Below are 24253 nucleotides of genomic sequence, written 5' to 3'. Positions count from 1 at the left end.
AAAAAAAAAAAAAAACAAAACAAAAAGATTTCGCTTTGTGCGCAAAAGGAAACAAAAAATTTTCCTGCCTCCGCCCTACGCTTTGCCAAAATGATGTAAAACATTTTAAAGAAACTATAATCCTAAAATGAAATTAGTTGTTGGAGAAGCGGAGAAATACATATGCTGGGTTTTAGGAATCTCTTGGATTTACGGACTAGTTGTTTTTCATTTAGCAACTATAAATAATCAAATTACAAGTCTTATTCTGCAATTAATCTGGGCATTTTTACCTACTATATCAGTTCTGATAGTAAGTAAAAAAACAGAACTCACATGGCATAGTTTATACTTCAAAAAGACATCTATAAGAAGTATTTTATTAGCAATATTATTTCCAATACTTTATCTAACAATCATTTTAATAACTCAAATAAAACTTGATTTTAGAACTGTTCCTAATTTATCATTATTAAGTCTTGAGAATTTAGCTCTTCCTAATCTTGCATTGATAACTCTATTGGTTCTAGGAGAAGAAATAGGTTGGAGAGGATATTTACAAGAAAAATTGACTAAAACTTACGGGAATCTAAAAGGGGTAACAATACTAGGTCTTGTATGGGGTTTTTGGCATCTACCGTTAGCTTTGAAGGGATATAACTTCGCTCAACAACCTATTATTGAAGGATTAATTTTATATCCAATAATGGGCGTTGCCTTATCATTGATGATAGCTTATATAGGTGCGTTTAGATACTCTATTTATATCGCAATAGCTTTTCATCTATTACACGATTTAATATATATTTCTGTATTCCCAACTACTAGTATGAATAATCAATTTGGCAATATAATTGTTTCAGCATCCGTGTTTCTAATCTTAATCTTGATTTTTGGAAAAGCATACAAAGAAAAACGTTTTGCAACGAAACCTATAAGTAATGAGGACTAAAGTGCTTAATTAAAAGGTTTGCCTATTTTTATGAGGTAGCGGAATCTTTGGGATTTCGCTTTAATACAAAAAAAGAAAAAACACGCCCGAACGTGCCTTTTCGGTACAGGCGTACAAAACCATTTAACTTTGTGCGTAGATGGAAGTGAATAATTTCTTTACCTACATACTACGCAAAGTGCAGAAATTACCAGCAAGTAGCCTACGTTAAATGAACTGCCTGCAATAATTACATTTTTAGATGTTTTAGTTAAAACTACCTTAGTTATTTCTGTATTATTTATTGCGAATAGTATTGTCACTTATATGTTTGATAAAATAATAGAAGTTGTATCTCGTTAAAAGATTATTAATCAAAGACAACCATACTAAATACTTTAAAAAGTATGAATAAAATAATACTCTCAATACTAGTTTCTCTAACATGCATTTTAAGCAATGCACAAGATTTAAAAATATACAATTTATCAGAAGCCTTAGAAGTTGCTAATAAGAATGAAGTACTAATTTTAGATTTACAAGACGAATATCTTGAAGAAATACCTAAGTCAATTCTTGAATTTAAAAACTTAGAACAACTTATTATAGGTGGCAATTCTGCACTTACAGAAATTCCTGAATTTATTGGCGATTTTAAAGAACTATGGCATCTACATATAGGCCCAAATGATTACACCGAGCTACCTGAAGCAGGTATAGGTAGTTTTCAAAGCTTGACTAAGCTTAAAGTAAATTACACATCTATTCAAAAAATACCAGATAGCTATACCTCACTGCCCAAGCTTAAAAATTTAATTTTAATACATAATAAAATAGCTGAACTACCTGAAGATTTAGGGAATTTAAAAACACTAATAAATATTGTTGTAAAAAACTACAGGTATAAACTAACTAAAATACCGAAATCTATTGGTCAGTTATCTAATCTTAAAACGCTGTGGATAGAAAGATGTCAGATAACTGAACTTCCGACAGAAATAAAAAACTTGAGCAATTTAGAGGTTCTAACACTAGAAAATAACAAGTTAACATATCTACCCGATATCTCTGCGCTAAGTAAGCTTACACATATAAAATTGTTTGCCAATGAACTCAAAGAACTGCCTTATTATATTGGAAATTATTCAGAGCTAATAGAGCTAGATGCATCTTTTAATGATTTAGAATCAATACCTAACTCTTTATCACAATTAAAAAAACTAACCACGCTGAAATTGAATAATAATGATATTTCAATTTTACCTAATAACTTGGAAGGACTAAACTCATTAGAAGAGCTTGATTTAAGTGCAAATTTTAATAAGAGTATCGTAAATGAAAGTATCGGAAAACTAAATAATTTAAAAAGTCTTTATTTAAGTCAAAATAGAATTGTCACTTTACCTCTTTCATTCCAAAATTTAACTGAACTGGTTTGGCTAAATCTATCAGAAAACAATATAGAAATAATGGAGTTAGAAAAATTAAAAGCCTTAACAAAATTAGAAGAACTCGACCTTTCAGAAAATAATCTAGACAAGCTTGCTTTAGAAAAATTACAAAAACAAATTCCTAATTGTATCATTCATGAATAACTTTTGGTAAAAGAGTATTATCATTATTTGCTATAAATTACTAAACCCAAATTAAGCTTCTATTTATAACTATTAGTAAATTTCTATAATTTAAGTGAATTTAAAAAAGGTCGCAAACCATACACAACCATTAGTTCGAAACTAACGAAATATGAAAAAAATAATTTTAGCTGTACTATTAATCATAACATTTAGTTGTTCAGACGATGATAAAACAGACCAACAATTACTAGAAAAAGATAAAAAAGAACTAGTAGAAAACTTAGACTCTTATAAAGTGTCTACATATAAGTTTGGAAAAATACTAATTAGAGCTTCAGCAGAAAAAAATACTATATCACCAGAATTTCAATCTTTTAAATCTGACCTTGATAGAATATTTAATAAAGTAGTAAAATATGATATAGAAAATCCAGAAAGCTTATCTGTGCTAGATTATATTTCTATTTATCGAGATTATAAAAAAATGGAAGATTTTATAATGGAAACCGATGAAGATATTTTTCCAACTTTAATAGATGCTTTTAATGTGGTTTATGGAGATTCTATTAGCAAACAAAGAGAATACCTAAAAGGGGAAGACAAAGTGTATGTCCAAAATATTGAGCATTCTGTTTTAAGTGCCATTGTAATTTTAAGCAAAGATTTAGGAAAAGAAGTATCGCTTTATGAGTGTTCTAAAACATACCCAGAATTGCTTCCAGATTCTGAAATAAAAACCTTGTTACAGTATTTTAGAGGGTTTTTGTTCTTTGAAAAAGGACTCTATTATTTATCGGAAGATGAGATTTCAAGAAATATAGATTGGTTAAACAATAACGAAGAAGTGGACCTACCCTATACAAGAGCTATGTTTCAATGGGGAAACCTCAATAACCAACAAACACATTTAGGCTTGCATTCTTTAAATCACTTATTCAGAGGGTTTGATAGATTAATGATGGATAGAGAGATTGACGAAAAACGTGCTTTAGAAGATTTTGAAATGTTTTTAAAAGATGCTAAAGAAATTGGAATGGATAATGAAATTGTTTGGTCTATTGAAACCTACTTGTATTTAAAGAATGAAGAAAACGAAAAAGCCATTTTGGCTTTAAAAAAACTAAAAACTAGTACTTTACTTTCTTCTGATGATAAAGAAAAATTAGATGAATCTATTGAATATGTAAAAAATAGAAAACCAGGCGAAGTACTAAACGGCGTATATGACAAGTATTTTTTAAGTAAAATAGCTACAAAATATATGTTTTCAATTTTATCGAAAGTAGATTGGAAAAAAGTAATGAAAGAACAGAATGTACCGCATACTGAAGAGATTTTTAAAACCATGGATAATTTAAAAGGTTTTATAGAGAATTTAGAGAAATACGCTAGTACAGAAAACTTAAAAGAAGCCGGTGAGGATCTTAAGAATAAAGGCGAAAGTCTATGGAATAAAGCAAAAGAATTAGCAGAATAAAAATAGCCGTGGGTAACACCATTTACAATTAATTACTTGGGATGTGTTTACTGAGAAAACCATAGATTTCACTAAGGTTGTCTCATTTTTATTTGATGAATAGCTGTGTATCATCTAAGAAAAATTGTAAGTAATACGTTATGATAAAAGAAGGTATTACAGGTTTTAATTGTTCTAACTTAGAAGGGTTAAGTAATAAACTTGAATTACTAAAGAAGAATATTTTGTATTTGAAAAAATATAAAATAAAAGCCTTCTATGACCAAAATGAAACGAGTAATTATGTTCGTATTAAACTCTATGATTTCATTGAAAACGAAAAAATAGATTTACTCATAAATTGCCAATATGGCTATTCTTGTTGTGCTACAGATGAGAGCTCTTGGATGAATATTGAGTTTATAGAAATACCACATCTTCTAGAGAGAAAATTACAAGATATTTTTCCTTGTTTAAAGCCCAAGTATTTAAACTCTAAATTAGAAGATATCGATATTAGAAACTTATCGAAAACTGAAAAAGAACAGATTGAATACTGGAAATCTGAAACAAAAGGTGAGGTGATTTTTAATGGGTATGATTAAAAATATTATAAACAAAAGCTATAATTAATACTGGCTAAAATACTTATTTTAAGAGTAAATGCGTTTTTACTAAGTCTACCAAATCTTTCAATTTGGCTTTGCAATAAAAAATATAAAACATTACAAATGAACAAAATTATAATGATTGTCATATTGTTTTTATCATGTAAAGACAATGCCAACAAAGTAATAAATTCAGCACCTGAAACAGTGGTTGAATTAGCCGCTACAGAGAAAGTGAACACGGTAATGAATTCAGAACTTGAAACAACACTTGAAAATAGTAGTCTTAACCCTGAAAACAGCATTAGCGACTCTGGCGTATTAAGAACCGTTTTGTACAAAGGCACTTTAGATAGTACCATTAATATACAATTATATTTGAATGAACAAGAGAGTCCTTGCGGTGGTGACATAACAATGCTAAGTGCAATGTATAAATATGATAATCAGGATAAATGGATATTATTAGAAGTTACAAGAGATCGACAAAAAAAGTTTTTCTGTATGGTTGAAGACAACTTCTCTGGTGTTTTATTTTTAAAAGAAAGCGAAAATGATTTTAGCGGACAATGGATAAGCCCAGACACCAATAAACAGTTGAAAATTAAATTAAAAAAAATAGATGTAGATAATATGACTATTGAAAAATTAGACGAAATTCTTTTTGACGATTTAATATATAATAAATATGATTGTTAAATAATTAAAGGGATAGTAACCTTTTTTGTATGCTCTCTTTTATTGGGTTTACTTGATTTATTTTAATTATAATCAAAATAAGTTTTATGAATTACGAGAATATTTCAATCAAAACTCAATAATTGGCACGGACATAAGCATGTAATATCTTTATCAAAGAATAACGATAATGTAAAAGCTAAGCTTAAGGTAATCGGTCTAGATTCGAATTAAATAAAGCTAGTTACTAATAGCGTAAACTTCATGGCTGATCACATGAGCGTGCGCCTCTCGCACCACCATAAGATCAGCTCTTTTAAAGAGCGGTTCGTAAATCATTAAACCAAAGTTCTTTGCACCCTTAGCACTATCTTCTAATTAGCTTTAGAACAAAATAAAAATTTTGGCTTAAGTGCTAGACCTAAAGTCTGTAACGTTCTATACCCCTATTGCAAATAGCTACTCGTTACCATTAGTGTTCATCAGCTTTTTCATTTCATGCAAAAAATTGAATAAAATTGAATAACACGTAACAAATCATATAAAACATGCACTAATTAATTGAATACAAATTATTACTCTAATTAGATGTTCAGAAAAAAAAGGAAACAAACTAAAAGATTAACCGAATCGTTCGGAAAATTAAAAAATGAATCCTTTGACTTTCAGTCTATTAGAAAGTACTTTGAAAATAAAGATAATTCAAAAGCCTTTCAAGTTCTATCAGACAAGACATGTCTAGATTTAGATTTTGAAGAATTGTTTATGTTTTTAGACAGAACAACTTCAAAAATTGGACAACAGTACCTTTATAATAATCTTAGAACTATTGAAATAGATCCTCAAAAAACTAGTGTTAATGAAGAGATTATTCAATTATTATCTGAAGATGCTGCTTTTAGAATAAAAATTCAAAGTCAGTTAGAAAGGTTATCAAAATATGATGTTTATAGAATATCAGAGCTTTTTCAGAAAGAACATCCGCAGCCTCCAAAATGGTTTTTCGTTGTTAAATTATTATCTTTTACCAGCTTACTATCTTTTATATTAATGTTTTTCTCCCCAAATTTCTTGTTCCTTTTTCTCGGAGTTTTTGCAACTAACTTTATTATTCATATTTGGAACAAGAAAAATTTATTATCGATTATAGATGCTATTCCACAGCTATTGAGGTTAAATAATTTTGCTAACTACTTTAACTCGATTAAAGAACTAAAAAAATTAAATCCCAATTTAGCTGGATTTATAAAGACTATAAATAGAGTTAAATATAGAATGTCGTTTTTAAAGTTAGAAACGAAGCTTCAGGGTGAATTTGAGTCTATAGCATGGATATTTTTAGAGTTAGTCAAAATCATATTCCTCTTAGAACCCTTATTGTTATTTGGTGTTTTAAATAGGTTAAATACTAAAAGAGAAGAAATAGCAAACGTATTTGAATTTGTTGGGCGTATAGATATGTTGATCTCAATAGCTTCTTTAAGAAAGGGACTTGATAACTTCTGTATTCCTGAAATAAATAATACTGACAAAAAGATTAAAGCTATAGATATATATCATCCATTAATTATAAACTGTACAACGAACACTCTTGAGGTGTCTGATAAATCTATTCTACTAACTGGTTCTAACATGGCTGGTAAGACTTCTTTTATAAGAACTATCGGATTAAATCTAATTACTGGTCTAACTATAAATACTTGCTTTGCGAAATCATTGATTTTTCCGGTAACTCGAATATTTTCTGCGATAAGAATTAGTGATGACTTACTGAATGATAAGAGTTACTATTTTGAAGAAGTGTTAACCATCAAAGAAATGATTACTGAAAGTGAAAACGAAAATATCAATCTCTTTCTTTTAGATGAAATTTACAAAGGCACAAATACTATAGAGCGAATTTCAGCTGGCAAGGCTGTTTTATCGACTTTGGCTAAAAATGGTAATATAGTTTTTGTATCTACACATGATATAGAGTTAACCGAGATGCTGTCAGAAGAATATGAACTCTTTCATTTTAGTGAAATAGTGAACGAAAAAACCGTAGATTTTGATTACAAGCTCAAAAAAGGCAAACTGAAGAATAGAAATGCAATCAAAATTTTGCAAATTAACGGGTACCCTGAAGAGGTGGTCAAAGAGGCGATTGTAATATCAAAAGAACTAGATAAAATTAGCAAAACACAAAAAGAAAAACACTAACAGCAACAAAACCCTTGAACAACACGAACTTCGGGTTTTACACAAACATTATCTACACTATGAAACTAACATCGATAGAAGAGAGAAAAGCAAAATTATTGAAATTTAAAATTCCAGAACTTTTTTTAAATAATACCGGTGAAATTGATGAATTAGAATTTGTAGTTATGGAGCCTAAAGCTTCTTATTTCTATTTTCCTACAATGGCACATTTTACAATATTTTCAAATTTTGAAATAACACCCATTTTTGATTGTGGAGATACTTTTTACACTTTATTTGAAAGTAATACAATAAGTAAAATCGTGTATTTTTCACTTGAAGAAGATAAGATTTATAAAGACTATGGGTTAAATTGGAATTTACTTATAATGGATGTTTTATGGAGCTATTTTGATTTAGTAATAGAAGAAGATAATAGTTTGGAATTATTTTGCTCTGTTGGTGAAAAAATTGGGTTTCCGTATTCCGAGAAATTATTTGAGCAATTGAACATTACAAGTGACGAAATTTCAGCAAAAATGCATGACCAAGAAAAATGGAAAAAAGAAGTAGCAAAAATTTTGCAAATACTATAGGTGACAATGAATAGAAAATAAAGCCTTGGTGTTAACTACAAAAGTCTGCTATACGTAACAACATTGTTTTACTTGAGATTAAAAAGAAAGATTTTAATGGTACAACTGGTAATTTGACAGAACCTGAATAATTTAAACAAGGTACAATTGCCAACAATTTAGAATAAAATAAGACGTTTATGTTAAACAAAAAAGTCTAGTAAGTATAACATATTGCATTTTAAAAAAAATCAATTCTAGCTAACTGATAAGCCGAAATGAAGTGATTATTCTATACGCTACATTTCTTATACTAAACGATAGCTGTACGTAAAAAAATGAAGCTCGAAGAAAAAAATACGATTGAAAAAACACCTCTAAAAGCTAGTGATAGCAATACTAGATATTTAGAAAAAGAAAATGAGGTATTCTTTAAACCGACAGTAGTTAACAAAATATTAGTTCTGTTTTTACAAATATTTTTAATTGGTTTATGGAGTGTCTTATTTTATGATGTTTTCATAAAAGACCTAAATATGCCAGACTCTTTCTGGTTCTATACCATTTATATTTTTATAGGTTTCATTCTTTCTGTTAGCTTCTTAATAGGTTATATAAATTATAAAACGAAACGTTATTTTAATATAAAGACAGGCAAGTTTACATTAAGCCATAAAGACTTTATAAAAAAAGAAAAGAAATTAGACAAGATACTCGGAATTCAAATTATAGGTTTTCAAGAAAGGAGAAGAATCCCAGCGGGTAATATTGGAACTATGAATGCATTATTTACTAATTTTCAATTGATTATAGTAATGCAAAATCTCAAAAGATATAATATAGCTACTTTTAATAACCGCGAAAAAGTCTTTGCAGTTGCCAATAAACTGTCAACTTTTCTACAAAAACCTATATTCAATGAAATAGGAAATTTTGAAGGTATTGATGAAAAATTAAATAAATTAAGTAAAAGCTTTCGTTCGAGATTTATTTTAAAAGATAATTTTGAAGTTAGTATTACAAAAGAAGAATTAGTAGAAAGACTTGTTCATGAAAATAGCTATGAAATTAAATGGCTAAATGAAAATCTACTAGTGGTTGATGCTACTAAGCTTGGAGTGTTTAATTCAAATTTAGGGTCTTTTATTAATAAATATGGTTTAAAACCTTTTGAGGCGTATATACAAATTGAAAAAAGAAATAATCTACTAAGAGTTCATATGAACACTAAATTTAGATATGAATTTTTAATTTATATCTCATTAGTTGCAATAACATTAGCTTTCGGATTTTTTGAATTAGCAACGATGATACTTCTTGTTACCATATTATTTTGGTTTTTTCAACGTGGCGATGAAAAGACTTTTTTTCATTTTCTAAAAATAAATATTCTGAAAGAAGATAAAGATGCTAACATCTTAAATAAGTAAAACAAAACTTGTGCTTTTTTCATAACGACCACCAATATTTCAATTTGGTTTTAGACAAGACAAGAGTAGAACTAAACCCACACGTCGTTTCATCTACCACTACTTATATCTACCGGTAAATAAGAACTAACTACAACGCCATGCGCGGTAAATAAAAATAGTAGTGTTTCATCTAAAGGCTGTACTTTATTGGTATTATCCACAAATTAAAAATAATTGCCGGCAAACTGCACTACTTGGCATATTTTCAACGTTGTATTAAATAAATCATATAATCTTAAGAATGTCATTAATTAAAAAACAATTATTTTTTTTACTGCTTTTCTGTTCAGTTTTCTATGCTAACGCCCAAGAAGAGAAAATATATTACGGTTCACCTAGTACCCGTGGTGCTGAATTTCATTTTAAAGAAGACAATACGTACAACATTATATTAAAAGAGGGATCACACGGTAAGTTTGATACTGGCAGAGAAACAGTTATCTATTTAGATGATATTGGTTATGAAGTTGAAGGCTTTCATGTAACCGAAGATTATGCTGAGATTATTAAAGACAGTATTACCGTTAATTTTTATAGACGAGGTTTAGATGCAAAAGATGAAGATTATTACCTGGGTTTTAAAGCCAAAGGAGATGAAGACTTCACCTATTTAAATTTAATTTACGAAACACTATTTTTTAATACTGAAAATGTTAAACCGTTTGCTTTTAACGGTTATTTGAGTGTTAAAATACCAAGAACAACAGAAATACAATTTGTTTTAAAAGAAGAGGTTACCAGTGAAAGCGAAGAGGAAAAAGTAACATACCTCATGAACCAATTTTCGCTTTCAAAAAATGCGGCTAATGCTTATGTAGACCACCGAACTATACGAGATAAAAATAATATATTCAATTCAAAATTTGCCGTTGCAGAAATATATGGAAGTACTCGAAAAATACTTGACATTGACAGTAAAGCATTTTCTTCGGTTTTTACACCTTCAACATATGTAAAACGTACTAAAATAGATTCTTTCCCTAATTGGAAAGTGCCTGTAGAGGTTAAAAAGGAAGTTTATAAAAAGTTCAATGATCCAAAATATGTTTATAAGCCTGTATTGACCATTAGTCCTCCCCCTAGAAATGAAGAGTATAAGAAATATGAATTCAACCATTTAAAGGAAGCTGTAGCGGCTGTAAAAGCAGACGACTCTAAGGTATTATTAGTTTTAAATTCTTTACTTAGAAATAACGATGTCGCCTATTTTTATGACATTTTTGATAACGTTTATAGCGGTGCAGAAAAGTCGTATTTAAGTGATTATAACTATAATCAGTTTTTAGTTTATTACATAAAGCCAGAAGACTTAACTGAACTTTCGAAATATAGACCAGAAAGTACTGATGAAGTCTTTGCCCTAAATAGCGATTTAGATATTGTATATACCGAAGATATTAACACTGAACGTTTTTACTACAAGTACCATGGTATAGATCAAGAATTATCAGAAAATCTTTTAGCTATCAATGAATTAAATAAACTAGAAAGAAAATTAAAAGCAAAAAACACAACCGCTAAAGACTTCTTAAATTTAGGTAAACAGCGATATCATGATATTATTGATGTAGCCATTACCAAGAGAGTAAAAAGTGCTGATGAGAGTATCATTGATTCGCAAATACACATAATTGGGGAAAGTAAGAATGCTTACCCTGGGTTTAAGACAAATGTTCAATACTTCTATCCGCAAATTGATTATAAAGATATTAGGCAAGAGTTAGATAGATTGGTAGAAGAGCATAAAAATGATACCGCTATTGATTTTGATTATGCTAAACTAGCATTCGATTTCATAACTGTAGAGTCGTTTTTCGATGATATTGCAGGTGAAAAAGGAAATTATGCACCTACCAAAATATATTATGAGTTTTGTTTGTACCTCTCTAGATTTCCTGTTGAAACATCAAAAATTCATACTAAATCTTCAGAGCGGTTTAGTCAAAATCAATATGCTACTATTAGAGAAATACTTAAAAGTAGACATGGAGATGAAGCTATGCATCCGGCTTTGGTAACAGCCATTTATGAAAATTTAAATAACATGGAGTCTGAAAAATACTATTCCATTTTCTACTATTATATCTACCTATATAATAATCAGAAATTAAGTATTGAGAAATTTGATGCATTGGTAAATGAAGTAGCTCCTTTAAATGAAAATTTTAATGAACAGCTAGAATCATTTTATAGATCATGCGAATGTATTTACATCGATGATATGCAGTATCTTTTATCGACTTTAGGTAATGCAATGGCTTGGGATGTGGTAACAAAAAACAATACCGATAAGAGTTTACTTCTGAAAGCACAAAAATGGTCAAAAATTTCAGTTGAATTATCGCCTGAGAGTCATTTTTACGTCGATACGCTTGCCCATTTAGCATACTTATTAGGTGATAAAAATAGCGCCATTGAATTAGAATCTAAAGCTATCCAACTGGCTATTGACAGCGACCATAAAAATCTTGCTGAATACCAAAAAACCTTAGAAGAAATTAAACTTAATACCTTAAAGCATTAAGCATACGTACTAGAAGAATTTGCATATGATTTATGAACTTTTGAAATGCAAACGTACTATTGAAAATACATTCATATGAGTTATGTAACAAAGATATTTTTTGGGATTCTGTTAGTATCGATATTGTCGTGCAAAAACGGTATTAACAATAACGCTATGCAAGCAAGTTTTAAGAACGAACAAACTGATTCTGAAATATACTTTGCATCAAAAAGAATAAATGAAGGTTTTAGTGAGCAAGACACTTCTATAATTGAATACGTAGCTCAATTTTTAGAACGAGATAGTATTAAGGTTGTTATCAATCATTCAATAGATAATAACGTGGATACTTTCTATTTAAGTGGAAATCAAAAATTAGATTTCTTTAATACCCCAGAGACTTATACTGACCAAAGTACAAGAAGAAAATCTGATTATTTTGATGTTAAAGGAAATTGCTACGAATTTAATACCGAGGCAATAGCCCATAATTCGGTTTATTTAAAAAAATTATGTTTTACTTATTCTAAAGAGCAAATATCACTTTCTGAAATATACTTACTGGATGGAGATTAGTATTCTAAAATGACATTCGTAAAAAACACGAATAAACAATTATAGGCTAACCCTAAAACATATCATTTATGTCAATAGTTGCATTGGTTCTCTTTCTTTTATTAATAATATTTTTGATTTATAAACGCTCTTTAAAATTAACAATCATTTTTCTAATTCTATTTTTGGGGATTATAGGCAGTTATCTATATATGCTTGATATTGAAGATTATTATGGGAGAAATAATCACGTCTTTTTTAATGGAAAACAAAATGATACGGTTATAATTTTAGATAGAAATACCGAAGAACTTATAGCCAAAGGACAAATTCTAAAAAAATCTTGGAATAGGGTTTTTATAAAGTCTGAAAATGATACTTTAGACTTGAACGAATGGATTGAACAGAAAGCCGGGTATATGGCTGACGTAAAGTGTGAATTAAAATAATTTTGCAGATAACACCTCTATAGGTAATTAATAATAAAATAATAACGGTGCCATTATAATTTAAAATATGATCAAAACCATACCAAAGTTTAATAGCTCTTTGACATTTCTAATAGCTATTATAAACACCATATTGCTTTTTACTCTTTTATTAGAAATGAGTAGTCATGAAAACGACCTCTTGTATATTTTCAATTTCTTTTGGGTAGTAGTTGCAATTCAGCTGTTTTTGATAGCATATTTCGATACTTCTAAAAATAAAAAAACATTTAAAATTCTTGGTATAATAGCCGTAGTAATTTCATTACTAGTAGCACTAGGTATAGCATTTTTAACAGGGCTTGCAGCAGCTTTTCAGCATTAGAATATGAGAATACATAAACTTACTTTATCCTTTTTAATCATTACCGTAATTCTCATAGGGTTACATGTATGGCGAATGATTACATACCAAACCTTTGCGCGAGAAAATTATTCACTTAGTATTGGTGTAGCAGAGCACCACCCTATTATGGGCAAGTTTGAACTGTTTACTGAAAATAAAAATCAATCAATAACTATTTCTGAAGACTATAAAGAAGATAATGCATATTGGGGGTTTGCCAGTAATTATGAATTTGAAAATTTTCCTCCACCATATACCTTATCCTGCCATTGGGTTTCTCTTCGTGAACGTAAAATATATAAAGGCACTTTTGAGCTTCCGCATAAAACAATAGATAGTTTATTTAAGTTAGAAAAATCAAAAATGCACTCATTTAGTCCATACGGTGGATCTGATGTTTATGGATATGAATTTGGAGTTGGTATTGCGCCTGGTGGTATGGTGACACTTTGGGCTTCGGGTAAATATTATTTTCAAAAAGAGATTGCTACGTATCAAGCAAAAGAATTTGATAGTTATGATTGGAATGCCTTTGGAGATGAACTCTTAAATTCTTTACCTGAAGACTTTGATTCTAATAGCAAAGAAACAGATAGTATCATAAAAAATAACATTCCTCCGGAAATGGAAAAATGGAATAATTTTTCAAAAAAGTACCAGTATTATGTACAGATAATTGGTTTTTCTGATGAAGTTACTTCTGTAGATTTAAGGTGTTTTAATGAAGAAGCTTATCGATTCGAAGATAGTAATGGTGCTAAACAATTAGTTTACCAAGGAGTTCCACACCGTATTGACATCAACAAAACAGAACGAGATGACAGAAAATCTTATCGATTATCTGAAGATTATATGACTAGTTTCAAAGAAGAGAAAAATAACTTAGCTATAGGAGATACGCTAGTATTTATAATTGAAAAAAGTATTGGTGACCAAATTAAAACCTTGGTTACTACTACCAGTAAAATTGAATTAAAAGAAGATGAATAAAGCTATTAAATGTCGCTTTGTAAGTAGACAAAAAGTTTTCTAAACACCTTACTATATTCAACCCCACCATTAGTATTAAATAAATATTCAGAATCACTAACAACTATGATTTACATGCAAAATATAATTAAGATTACTCTTTTTTTATTAATGACTTTCCCTTTATCCGCTTTTAGTCAAAAGAACAATGAAGTTATAAAGCTAACATATGATGATGCCGAATCGTTCTCAGAAGGTTTAGCAGGTGTTCAACGGAACGAAAAATGGGGATTTATAAATACCAAAGGCAAAGAAGTTATTTCACTAAAATATGATTATATCAATGATTTTTCAAATGGTTTTTCAAAAGTTCGCAAAAATGGTAAGTGGGGTTTTATAAATAAAACCGGAAAAGAAATAACACCTTTAAAATATGATCAGATTTATGATTTTTCTGAAGGTTTGGCAGAAGTTAGTTTAAATGATAAATGGGGCTTTGTAAATGCGAACGGTGAAGAAATTATTCCACTTAAATATGATGCCGTTGAAGGTTTTTCAGAAGAATTGGCAGGTGCTAGTTTAAATGGTAAATGGGGTTTTATTGATAAAAACGGAAAAGAAATAATTCCCTTTATTTATGAGAAAACCAATGAATTTACAGATGGCTTAGCTGTAGTTGTATTAAACAATCAAGGCGCCTTTATAGATAAAACAGGTAAAGAAATAACTGCCTTTGAATATGATAAAATGCAAGATTCATCTGAAGGTTTTATAGGGGTAAGATCAAATAGAAAATGGGGTTTTATTGATAAGACAGGTAAAAAAATAACACCTTTAATATACGATGAAATTAAAGGATTTTCAGAAGGTTTAGCAGCGGTTAGTTTAAATGAAAAATGGGGCTTCATAAATTTAAATGGAGAAGAAGTTATCCCATTAAAATATGAGGCTGCCTCAAATTTTTTAGATGGTAAAGCAGTTGTTTATTTAAATGGCAAATCGGGCTATATAGATAAGAGTGAGAATATTGTTATTCCTTTTAACTATGAATTTGTTTATAATTTTTCTGAAGGTTTAGCAGGTGTCGCAGTAAATGGCAGTAGAGGTTTTATTGACAAAACAGGTACAGAAGTAATACCCTTAAAATATTATTACGTTAACAGTTTTTCAAACGGAGTTGCTATTGTTCAATTAAACGATAAATATGGCATAATAGACCAAACAGGAAAAGAGCTTACACCTATTAAATACGATAAAATTTATAAGTTTAAAGAAGGCGTGGCAATGGTTATAATAGATCGCAAAAAAGGATTTATAGATACAACAGGTAAAGAAATTATTCCGCCTATTTACTATAGCGCTGCAGATTTCAATACTGGTTTAGCACGTTTTAATTCAGATGGTACGTGGTACTATATAGATAAAACGGGTAAAATTGTTATTGAAATTCCTTGGGTAGAAAATGAAGATCATATAATTGAAAGCAATGATTAACCTAAGAAACATTACTGTATAATTTATCTTTTATAGTAGTCAAAAACAGCCCTTAGAAAAACGAAGACTAGCAAAGCTTTTGATTAAAATGAATTTGGCTGTGGTAAAGCAAAAAAATTAATAGATTAGCTTGTGACGAAGTTGAAATACATCACTTTTAAACATTGGCATTAATAAAGGAAGTAAATGGAAAATCTTAAAAAAATAAATTGTTTTTCTAACGTAACTGAAGATTCTGAGTTCGGTAAAATAACTACCCTAACCGCTGAATATGGCATTTCGGCAAAAAAGAGTATAAATTATAAAGAAAAGAGTCTTTTAGCCAACTACGTTGATAGTGATGACGAGGGTCAATATAGCTTAATATATAGTGTTATAGACATTGATGGTAGAGATAAAAATTACAAAGAAGATGATGGTATTTTACCAACATTATTTCATAGTCCTGCATTAGAAAATTATGTTTCCATCATACCATATCATCCTGATAAAGAACTAGAAATAAGTATTCCTATATTTAATAGAGAAGAAATTGTACTCAAAAAAGGTAATAGACCTTTTGTAGGCGATTTCATAGGAATATCAAATGAATATTCAGTATTTCATTTTGCAGATTCATGGTCAGATACGAAACCTGACAAGCTACTTTCGATGGAGTTTAAAGAAGGTTTATTAAAGAAAAAACACAATGTAAAAATTTCTCTTCCTAGAAATAATAACATATTTATTAATGATAATGAAATTCATCTTTTAGCTTATGAAGATAATAGTTGGTTGCATAGATTAATAGATGCAAAAGGAAATGAACTACAGAAAAGAACTATAAAACTAGCTCCTCAATATTTTAAAGAAATATTGAATCTATCTTTTGAAAACGATTCTTATCTCTTATACAATGAAAAAGGAGTAGTTACGATTAAGACAATATCTAAATCTGGTGCTATTACCTCTCAAGAATTAATTGACATTAAAAATAGTTTTTATAACACTTGGAGTCCTGTGAAAATAGCAGATGACACTTATGTTACGGTGTTTAACGGTGAGTTTGGTAATGGTTGGTTTACGACTAAAAAAGACAAATTATTAGAATTCTTCTATAGTAAAGACATCAACGGTTTTAAAGAGTTAGTTTCTAATAAAATACTGCAAATGCCTAACGATAGACTTATTATATCTAGCGTTAACAAAACTACTGAAAACAACTATGCGGTAATACTTTACCCTTCTACAGAAAGAGGAATAAATAACAAAGAAGTAATTATCATCAATAGAGCGTTGAAGAGTCTTTCATAAATAAACTAAGCCAAATAAAAGCTTTACGTAAAAAGGGTCTCGATCTTTACCAAAAGGTCTATATATTTTTATGCCACCATTAATTTAAAAAATGAAAAAAATATTCATAAGTTTTATAATGTTATCCATTATTACTGGATGTAATGGACAAACTAATTTAAAATTCAAAAAAGATATTTTAAATCTTGAAAAGCTAAATAATAATTTTAATGTAGATTCTTTTTTTGATATTGATGATGCAAATTATGAGCATTATCAAATTGGAGAATATGAATATGATATTAGAGGTGATTTAGAAGAAATTTCTGAATACACTCATAAAAGGTCTTCCACTACTGATAAGTTAGCTGTTTTTGACAATTTATATTTCTCGAAAATTGGAGCCTTAACCAATTCTAAAAATGAATTCTTAATCTTTTATGCTAAAAATGAGAATACAGATAGTATTGCTTATAATAAAATGATTTCAAAACTTAATTCATTATACGGAAATCCTATTATAAAAGATTCTTCTAATTCTACAGGTAGAGAAAAACTTTTTGCTGAAGGAACTAGGTTAACATGGTTTGATGAAGATAGAGTTATTCAAATACACCCAAAAAAGGCATATGATCAATTTTATAAACAAGATAGATTTTGGGTGACACTATTCGTAGCTAATAGATTATACGATGAGAAGTTAAGAGGGAATTTGAATCGAGGAACCTGGTCTAATTTCGATTAAAAACTAGTAGTAACACAAGCTATACCAAATACTGACCTATGGCTTTAAAGCTAAGCTGTGTGTGTGTGTGTAGTCGCTAATACCAATAGCTATCGGGAACGGATTTAACTCTGAACAAGAAACATTGATTAAAACCCGCCCGAACATACCCAAGTGTTCCGCGCTGGCAAGAAACTTGAGCTTCGGGCGTAGACAGAAACATACAATATTTTTACACTTCTATTATTTATTATTTAGCCGTAGCTCTTTTAGCCTTTTCGCAGAAATCTTTACTATTGAAATATCTAATGGTAATGGTGTAATCGGTGTATCAGTAGAATCTTTTGGTACACCTACTAATTCGTTTACAACATTCATCCCTTTTAGAACATTGCCAAAAACTGTATAGTCACCGTCTAAACGATGTAGACCATCTTTATTTTGTACGATGTAAAACTGACAACGAGCCGATAATTTTTCAGCATTACCATCTCGCCCTGCCCCTACTGCTCCGTATGTATGCGTTAGTTTTGAGTCAAATTCTGGAGCTAACAAATATTCGGGATCATTAAAACCTTCGGGAGTATCTGGACAACCACCTTGTGCAACAAAATCAGGAATCACCCTATTAAAAGTCAACGAATCCCAATATCCTGCATTCGCAAGTTCTATAAAACTCGCTTTATGATTCGGAGTTTCATCATGCAACCAAACTAAAATTTCTCCCTTCTGAGTGTCAATTTTTCCTATTTCGTAAGACTTACACGCTGTAAATAATACGAATACCATCAAATACTTTAAACACTTCATTTAGTTATATTTTTGTCGCCAATAAAAGTAGTAAAAAACAAAGCATTCAATTCGTTATCAACTGAGATAATCATTGGTATAAAAAAGTACTGATTTCATTTAAAATTTTAAGAACATTTTGTACAATGATTATTTCACCAAACCAGAATAGTAGTTGTCATATTTAATATTTAACCAAGTTAAACTTGGTTAAATATTAAAGAACGAGCTTAAGTCTATTAAATCTCCCCTACTATCGCTGTTGTAATTTTATGTCTATGTATGAAAGATTAAATGACCCTTAGAAAGTATATTTGATGCAGACATATATTGTTTTAAAATCGGTGGGTCTATTTATCTTTTTTCTTGTTCACCGAAAATTCTAAAACAATTGTTGAACAGAAAAACTAACAGAAATAGTATTTATCTTAGTAACCAATAAAAAAAACCCTTAATAGGCTATTAATCAATCATAAAACTAACTTGGTGTAGTAACTATTTACTTAGCCGAAGTCTTGAAAAACTGATTTGAAATATAAAAGGAAATGAACACAAGCTTACTAGACCTTATCTATTTTGTTTCGCCATTAGTTCTAATGGGATTACTTGTTAAATACGCTTTCAAATTAGATCTCAATATTTTATTGCCTTCAGCAATTATGTTATTGCTTTTTGTAATTATTACAATTTGTTCTCCATACACTTCAAAAGAATTTGAATCGCAATTATACATGATATTTTGTATTATTCAACTAGTTGTTCTAGCAGGTGGTATCTTTTTGATGTTTAAACAAGAAGTTTCATGGAAACACTTCTTCTTTTCGTTTCCCTTTCAGTTTCTATATTGGATGACCCTTTTTTATTATGGAGGTTTAGCGTTTACACATAAATTTGAAATATAACTTATGCTCCTCTTTCAATAAATAGCTTATTAGTCTTAGTTGCTAAACTGACAAAACGTAAACTAAGAATTGATTAATAACCACTTACAGCGCTATTATTAATTTAGAGTTTGTTCAACGCTACTAGTTATTTAAAAGGCAAAGCACTAAAACACACCAAATCAAATATTTAGATGAAACAATTATTAAGAAAAAGTCAGTGTAATTATAGAAATAACACTGACATTTTATACTTAATTTGAGTATGCCCCCATATTCCAAGAATCGGTACTTGGTCTAGCATCATTATTAATATCAACTCTGATATCTATATTGTAAAACGATTCGAAAAGATCATAAACATCAACAGATAAATTACTCGGTTGTAATGCACTGCTTACGGCTGCGCTTGATGCTTGTAATGTAAAGTCACCGGCATTGGCATCTACAAATAAAGGATCAGCGCTAATACACCCTTCTCCCTTATTAAATGCAGCTTGAAAACTTTCTAAATCATGCGTAACACCATTACTCCATATAATTTTAGCTTCAGTATCGAAATGATTGTTTTTAAGTGTTGATTGTGCACCTGTCTGATAACTATCTTCAAGCATAATATCAAAAACACTAGAATTAGAGATTACATTATTTTCAATATACATTGTTGAATTATAATAACCATTTGCAACACCTACATCATTATTTACAATCGTATTATTAATTATATACCTTGGTGTTGCTCCGTTATTAATTTCTATACCTAAACCTTCAGTAGCTCCGTTATAAGCAGTACCATCAATAGTATTATCTCTAATTAAATTTCCTATAATAAATACACTCTCACCAACAGATCCTGCGCCTCCATTATCACTTCCGCCTCGAATACCTGTGTATACATTATAAATTTCATTAAAAAGGATCCAAACGCGATCAGGTGCGTATTGAAAACCGATGCCTTTAGATGGTGACCAAGGTGTATCAATAATATCGTGAACTATATTTTCACTTATTATAATATCTAAAGCATATTTCACCCCAATACCAGCTTGAGCTATATTAAATACATGGTTTCTACCTATATAAATATGATGAGTTGTGGCTTGACGTTCTATTGAACCAGCTTCTACTTGAAGCCCCGCAGAAGATTCACTGAATTCATTATCTACTACCCACATATTACTAGTATAACCTTGAATAGAGCAACCACGAGCGTCTATATCTACATCAGAATCTAACGGACCAATTCTATGCGCTTTATTATTGTAGATGATAATATCTTTTGCTGGTCCTTCTTCTAAACCAACAGTATTTATTAAGACACCACCAGCAACATCAACTTCGCCCTTCATCTCACTATTTCGAATTAAAATATGATCTACCTGACTACCAGATTGATATGAACCCAATTGTATACGACCACCAGAGTGAAAATAAAATCCGTCTAGATATACATAACTGCCAGATAGCAACATTTTTTTATCCGTTATTTCGGCTTTTTTTTCTGAATCGCTTACCACCCAAACAGGTCCGCTTTCGCCAGCTACCCAAGTATCTCCTGTACCTTCTCCTCTTAGTTTAATATCGTTTTGTATGTAATTATAATTACCAGCAACAACAACATAAGACCCTGCAGGAACCGGAAAAGGAATTGTTTTACGAGGCGCATTTGGTGTACCATAGGTATTATCGGTATCTGATCCCACAGCATACTCCACATAATAATAACCCGCTAGTTCTGTTTCCCATGTTTCTGGTCTTTCAGGACTTTCTAAATCTGGAGAAATCCATGCATCAGGTACTCCTATTGGTGAAACATAATCACCTATTGGTTCTGAGCTTGTTGCCCCCTCTTCTAGTAAACTACTTAAATCACTATCACTACTACAACTGATTACACTAATAAACAATAGACCTAATAATGCTGTTGCAGACAAGAAATTTTTCATGTTATTTTGATTTGATTTATAAACGAAAAAAATGTTTATTTATTAGCCATTTTCAATAACATCGATGAACGACATTAAACACTATAATTAACTTACAAAAATATTTGCCTAACGTAGTATTTTACAGGAAACCGAAAGGTTTTCGTATTTTTATAAAGTCGCTAATTTTATTAGTTATCTAAAGTGAATTTCAGCTTTGATAAGAAAATAATAATCTAAAAAATTGCGCATATAAAAGGCACCCGCAGGTAGATAATCAGCTATAATATTATGTAATGTAAAAATATGACCGACTTAAAAGAACTTATTGAATTAATTTCTAAAGATTCAAATTGTAAGGTTTTTGAACCAAATGATAAGTTAGTAATTGAAAATAAGATTCCTGATGATTTAGATGTATTCTTTAAAATGACTAACGGTATTAGTTTGTTTGAAAATGAAACTTTTGGTATCAAAATAGTAGGAAAAGAAGAGTTTATCTCAACGAATAAATACCTCTACCCTGAAGATGATGTAATTTGGGAAGAACTTGAAAACGATGTTACTAATGAATGGTTCTTAATAGCGAAAAGTGATGCTTTATCTCAATATATCAGTATTGATCTAACAGTTAAAAACAATGGAAAATGTTATGATAGTTTTCTTGAAACACATGGCGAAGAAGGAATGTCTGAAATTGTAGCAAATAACTTTACAGAATTACTCTGGCGTCTTTATAGTTCGAAAGGAAAAGGAGATTCTTGGTATTGGATTGCTAGTGAGTTTAAAAGTTTGGGAGACGCATTTGATTGAGCATAACTTTCAACAGATAATTTTATTAAGCGAACAGCTATTAGTAAAAGTTTTAACTTAAGTCGATTAAAAACAATTTTTAGTTCAACAATTACCTAAAACATGAAAAAACTAACTCCGAAAGAAGAAAGACATAGTAAGTTATTAAAGTATGGAATACCACAGCAATTTCTCAACAATATTGGCGAAATTGATGAATTAGATTATTCGCTTCAAAAGCCAGAGGGAGCATATTTCTATTTCCCTACAATGACAGAATACACCATATTTACTGATGTAGAAGTAACCCCTATATTCGATTGTGGTGAAACTTTTTATGCTTTATTTGAAAAAAATAATGGCAGTGAAATAGTAAAATTCGAACTTGAAAACGATGAAATATATACGCAATACGGTCTAAATTGGAACTTATTAATTTTAGATGTTATGTGGGACTATTTTGACTTTGCTATAGAAGAAGATGATAGTTTAAAATTATTTTGCGCTGTTGGCGGAAAATTAGGTTTCCCCTACTCTGAGAAATTATATGAGCTATTAGATATTACTGGCGAAGAAATCTCAATTAAAATGCAGGATAGAAAAAAGTGGAAAAAAGATGTTGCCAAAAGCCTAAATATAATTTAGTTAATACCGTTTATATTTTACTATTAGTTCATTAAATACATAAAACCTAGGCAGATTTTTAGTTCGGTTGGTAAATGTTTAGTTAAGCAACAAAACATCTAAAAATACGTTGCCCACAATATTGACCCGTCCTGAAATATGTATACAAAACACTTCAAGTATATGTATAAAAATGATGGATATGTAAAACGCTATAGTGAGAGCTTTAAGCTCAAGGTATTGGCAGAACTAACCAAAGGAAACCATTCCAAAAGACAAATTGCATTAACTTACGGTATACAATCCAGTACTATAAACGTATGGATAAAAAAGTACGATCGTAAAGATCTAATGAACACCCGTGTAACCGTGCAAACAGACGATGAACTTTCCCGTATCAAAGCCCTGCAAAAAGAGCTAAAGCAACTTAAGGACCTTCTTATTAAAAAAGACCTGGACAAATTGGTGACCGATAGCTATCTCGAGGTAGCTGCTGAGAATCTAGGTTATAGAGATGTTGAGGAATTAAAAAAAAACTTAAACATAAAGCCTTAATGAAAGTAGCACCGATAAACCGTAATGAAAGACTGTTATCCATTGGTACTATCTGCAATGCTTTTGATTTGAAAAGAGATGCCTATTACAAATACCAAAAAAGGTTTTTAATCAAAAAACAGATAGAACAGGATATAATCGAACTTGTTCGGCAAAGTAGAAGAACACTGCCCAGAGAAGGCACCAGAAAACTCATGAGGTCATTAAAAGATGAGTTTCACAAGTATGACATCAAAGTAGGCAGAGACCGGCTATTCCGTATCTTAAGAGAAAACAATTTGCTCATAAGAAGAAAGAGATACTCCTGTAGAACTACCAATTCATATCACAGATTCTACAAGTATAATAACATTATAAAAGACTTGAAGATCAATAGGCCTAATCAGGTTTGGGCATCCGATATTACCTATATCAGAACTATAAAAGGATTCTGTTACCTGGCATTGATTACGGACATGTACTCCCGTAAAATCGTTGGATACGACCTGAGTGATAGCCTTGAACTAAAAGGTTGTGTCAGAGCTTTAAATAAGGCTATTTACAATGCTAAGAACATTGACAGCCTTATTCATCACTCCGACAGAGGTATTCAATATTGTAGTAACGTCTATACCCAAATACTAAAAAGAAAGAAAATAGAAATTAGTATGACAGAAGAAAACCATTGCTATGAAAACGCCCTAGCCGAAAGGGTCAACGGTATTCTAAAAGATGAATTCTATCTTGACCAGACTTTTACAAGCGTTGTACATGCTAAAAAAGCAGCCAAAAATGCAATCAAATTATACAACTCTAAAAGATTGCATTTATCTTTAGATTATAAAACACCAAATTACGTGCATCAATATGCCGCTTAAAAATAATATTAATCTG

At 30.0% G+C, this 24253-nt stretch carries 22 protein-coding genes; 20 read left to right on the top strand and 2 right to left on the bottom strand.

Annotated features, from left to right (window positions below):
• Nucleotides 1-127: 127 nt before the first annotated feature.
• The 16 genes from QSV08_RS03095 (at nucleotide 128) to QSV08_RS03020 (ending at nucleotide 17835) form a co-directional block, all read left to right on the top strand.
• The gene (locus QSV08_RS03095; RefSeq protein ID WP_324026487.1) at nucleotides 128-931 is read left to right on the top strand and encodes a CPBP family intramembrane glutamic endopeptidase; all 804 of its coding nucleotides are present in this window, start codon (nucleotides 128-130) and stop codon (nucleotides 929-931) included.
• A gap of 386 nt (nucleotides 932-1317) precedes the next feature.
• Nucleotides 1318-2505, top strand: coding sequence for a leucine-rich repeat domain-containing protein (locus tag QSV08_RS03090; protein ID WP_324026486.1), 1188 nt, complete (start codon nucleotides 1318-1320; stop codon nucleotides 2503-2505).
• Between the two features lie 151 nt (nucleotides 2506-2656).
• The gene (locus QSV08_RS03085; RefSeq protein ID WP_324026485.1) at nucleotides 2657-3964 is read left to right on the top strand and encodes a short-chain dehydrogenase; all 1308 of its coding nucleotides are present in this window, start codon (nucleotides 2657-2659) and stop codon (nucleotides 3962-3964) included.
• A 140-nt stretch (nucleotides 3965-4104) separates the two neighbouring features.
• Nucleotides 4105-4548, top strand: coding sequence for a hypothetical protein (locus QSV08_RS03080; RefSeq protein ID WP_324026483.1), 444 nt, complete (start codon nucleotides 4105-4107; stop codon nucleotides 4546-4548).
• Nucleotides 4549-4674: 126 nt separating this feature from the next.
• Nucleotides 4675-5250, top strand: a complete 576-nt coding sequence (locus tag QSV08_RS03075; RefSeq protein ID WP_324026482.1) for a hypothetical protein — start codon at nucleotides 4675-4677, stop codon at nucleotides 5248-5250.
• Nucleotides 5251-5817: 567 nt separating this feature from the next.
• Nucleotides 5818-7431: a MutS-related protein gene (locus QSV08_RS03070; RefSeq protein WP_324026481.1), complete on the top strand. Its 1614-nt coding sequence runs from the start codon at nucleotides 5818-5820 to the stop codon at nucleotides 7429-7431.
• 59 nt (nucleotides 7432-7490) lie between these two features.
• Nucleotides 7491-8009 carry a hypothetical protein gene (locus QSV08_RS03065; RefSeq protein ID WP_324026479.1) on the top strand — a complete coding sequence of 173 codons (519 nt, stop codon included), beginning with the start codon at nucleotides 7491-7493 and terminating at the stop codon, nucleotides 8007-8009.
• Between the two features lie 317 nt (nucleotides 8010-8326).
• Nucleotides 8327-9418: a hypothetical protein gene (locus QSV08_RS03060; RefSeq protein WP_324026478.1), complete on the top strand. Its 1092-nt coding sequence runs from the start codon at nucleotides 8327-8329 to the stop codon at nucleotides 9416-9418.
• A gap of 283 nt (nucleotides 9419-9701) precedes the next feature.
• Nucleotides 9702-11984, top strand: coding sequence for a hypothetical protein (locus QSV08_RS03055; protein WP_324026476.1), 2283 nt, complete (start codon nucleotides 9702-9704; stop codon nucleotides 11982-11984).
• Between the two features lie 156 nt (nucleotides 11985-12140).
• Nucleotides 12141-12542, top strand: a complete 402-nt coding sequence (locus tag QSV08_RS03050) for a hypothetical protein (RefSeq protein ID WP_324026474.1) — start codon at nucleotides 12141-12143, stop codon at nucleotides 12540-12542.
• Between the two features lie 68 nt (nucleotides 12543-12610).
• Complete coding sequence (locus QSV08_RS03045; RefSeq protein WP_324026473.1) at nucleotides 12611-12970, top strand: hypothetical protein; 360 nt, start codon at nucleotides 12611-12613, stop codon at nucleotides 12968-12970.
• A 67-nt stretch (nucleotides 12971-13037) separates the two neighbouring features.
• The gene (locus tag QSV08_RS03040; RefSeq protein WP_324026471.1) at nucleotides 13038-13334 is read left to right on the top strand and encodes a hypothetical protein; all 297 of its coding nucleotides are present in this window, start codon (nucleotides 13038-13040) and stop codon (nucleotides 13332-13334) included.
• A gap of 3 nt (nucleotides 13335-13337) precedes the next feature.
• Nucleotides 13338-14345 (top strand): DUF2931 family protein, encoded by a 1008-nt coding sequence (locus QSV08_RS03035; protein WP_324026469.1) that lies wholly within the window; start codon nucleotides 13338-13340, stop codon nucleotides 14343-14345.
• Between the two features lie 114 nt (nucleotides 14346-14459).
• Nucleotides 14460-15818, top strand: coding sequence for a WG repeat-containing protein (locus QSV08_RS03030; protein WP_324026467.1), 1359 nt, complete (start codon nucleotides 14460-14462; stop codon nucleotides 15816-15818).
• A gap of 186 nt (nucleotides 15819-16004) precedes the next feature.
• The gene (locus QSV08_RS03025) at nucleotides 16005-17111 is read left to right on the top strand and encodes a hypothetical protein (RefSeq protein ID WP_324026465.1); all 1107 of its coding nucleotides are present in this window, start codon (nucleotides 16005-16007) and stop codon (nucleotides 17109-17111) included.
• A 91-nt stretch (nucleotides 17112-17202) separates the two neighbouring features.
• Entirely contained in the window at nucleotides 17203-17835 is a 633-nt protein-coding gene (locus tag QSV08_RS03020; protein WP_324026463.1) for a hypothetical protein, read from the top strand.
• A 222-nt stretch (nucleotides 17836-18057) separates the two neighbouring features.
• On the opposite strand, the gene QSV08_RS03015 is transcribed toward QSV08_RS03020, so the two are convergent.
• Both QSV08_RS03015 and QSV08_RS03010 read right to left on the bottom strand, forming a co-directional pair.
• Nucleotides 18058-18603 carry a peptidylprolyl isomerase gene (locus tag QSV08_RS03015; RefSeq protein WP_324026461.1) on the bottom strand — a complete coding sequence of 182 codons (546 nt, stop codon included), beginning with the start codon at nucleotides 18601-18603 and terminating at the stop codon, nucleotides 18058-18060.
• A gap of 1135 nt (nucleotides 18604-19738) precedes the next feature.
• Entirely contained in the window at nucleotides 19739-21430 is a 1692-nt protein-coding gene (locus QSV08_RS03010) for a right-handed parallel beta-helix repeat-containing protein (RefSeq protein WP_324026459.1), read from the bottom strand.
• A gap of 285 nt (nucleotides 21431-21715) precedes the next feature.
• Between QSV08_RS03010 and QSV08_RS03005 the strand changes: the two genes are divergently transcribed.
• From QSV08_RS03005 to QSV08_RS02990, 4 genes are all read left to right on the top strand, one after another.
• Complete coding sequence (locus QSV08_RS03005; RefSeq protein WP_324026457.1) at nucleotides 21716-22222, top strand: SMI1/KNR4 family protein; 507 nt, start codon at nucleotides 21716-21718, stop codon at nucleotides 22220-22222.
• 102 nt (nucleotides 22223-22324) lie between these two features.
• Nucleotides 22325-22846, top strand: a complete 522-nt coding sequence (locus QSV08_RS03000) for a hypothetical protein (RefSeq protein ID WP_324026455.1) — start codon at nucleotides 22325-22327, stop codon at nucleotides 22844-22846.
• 138 nt (nucleotides 22847-22984) lie between these two features.
• Complete coding sequence (locus QSV08_RS02995) at nucleotides 22985-23380, top strand: transposase (protein ID WP_226989911.1); 396 nt, start codon at nucleotides 22985-22987, stop codon at nucleotides 23378-23380.
• Entirely contained in the window at nucleotides 23380-24237 is an 858-nt protein-coding gene (locus QSV08_RS02990; RefSeq protein ID WP_324023650.1) for an IS3 family transposase, read from the top strand. Before QSV08_RS02995 ends, QSV08_RS02990 begins: the two co-directional genes overlap by 1 nt.
• Nucleotides 24238-24253: the final 16 nt, after the last annotated feature.

This window comes from Maribacter sp. BPC-D8, from assembly GCF_035207705.1.
Classification (GTDB): domain Bacteria; phylum Bacteroidota; class Bacteroidia; order Flavobacteriales; family Flavobacteriaceae; genus Maribacter.
The sequence above is the reverse complement of the archived record's forward strand: the minus strand, read 5'-3'. Positions and strand labels throughout refer to the sequence as shown.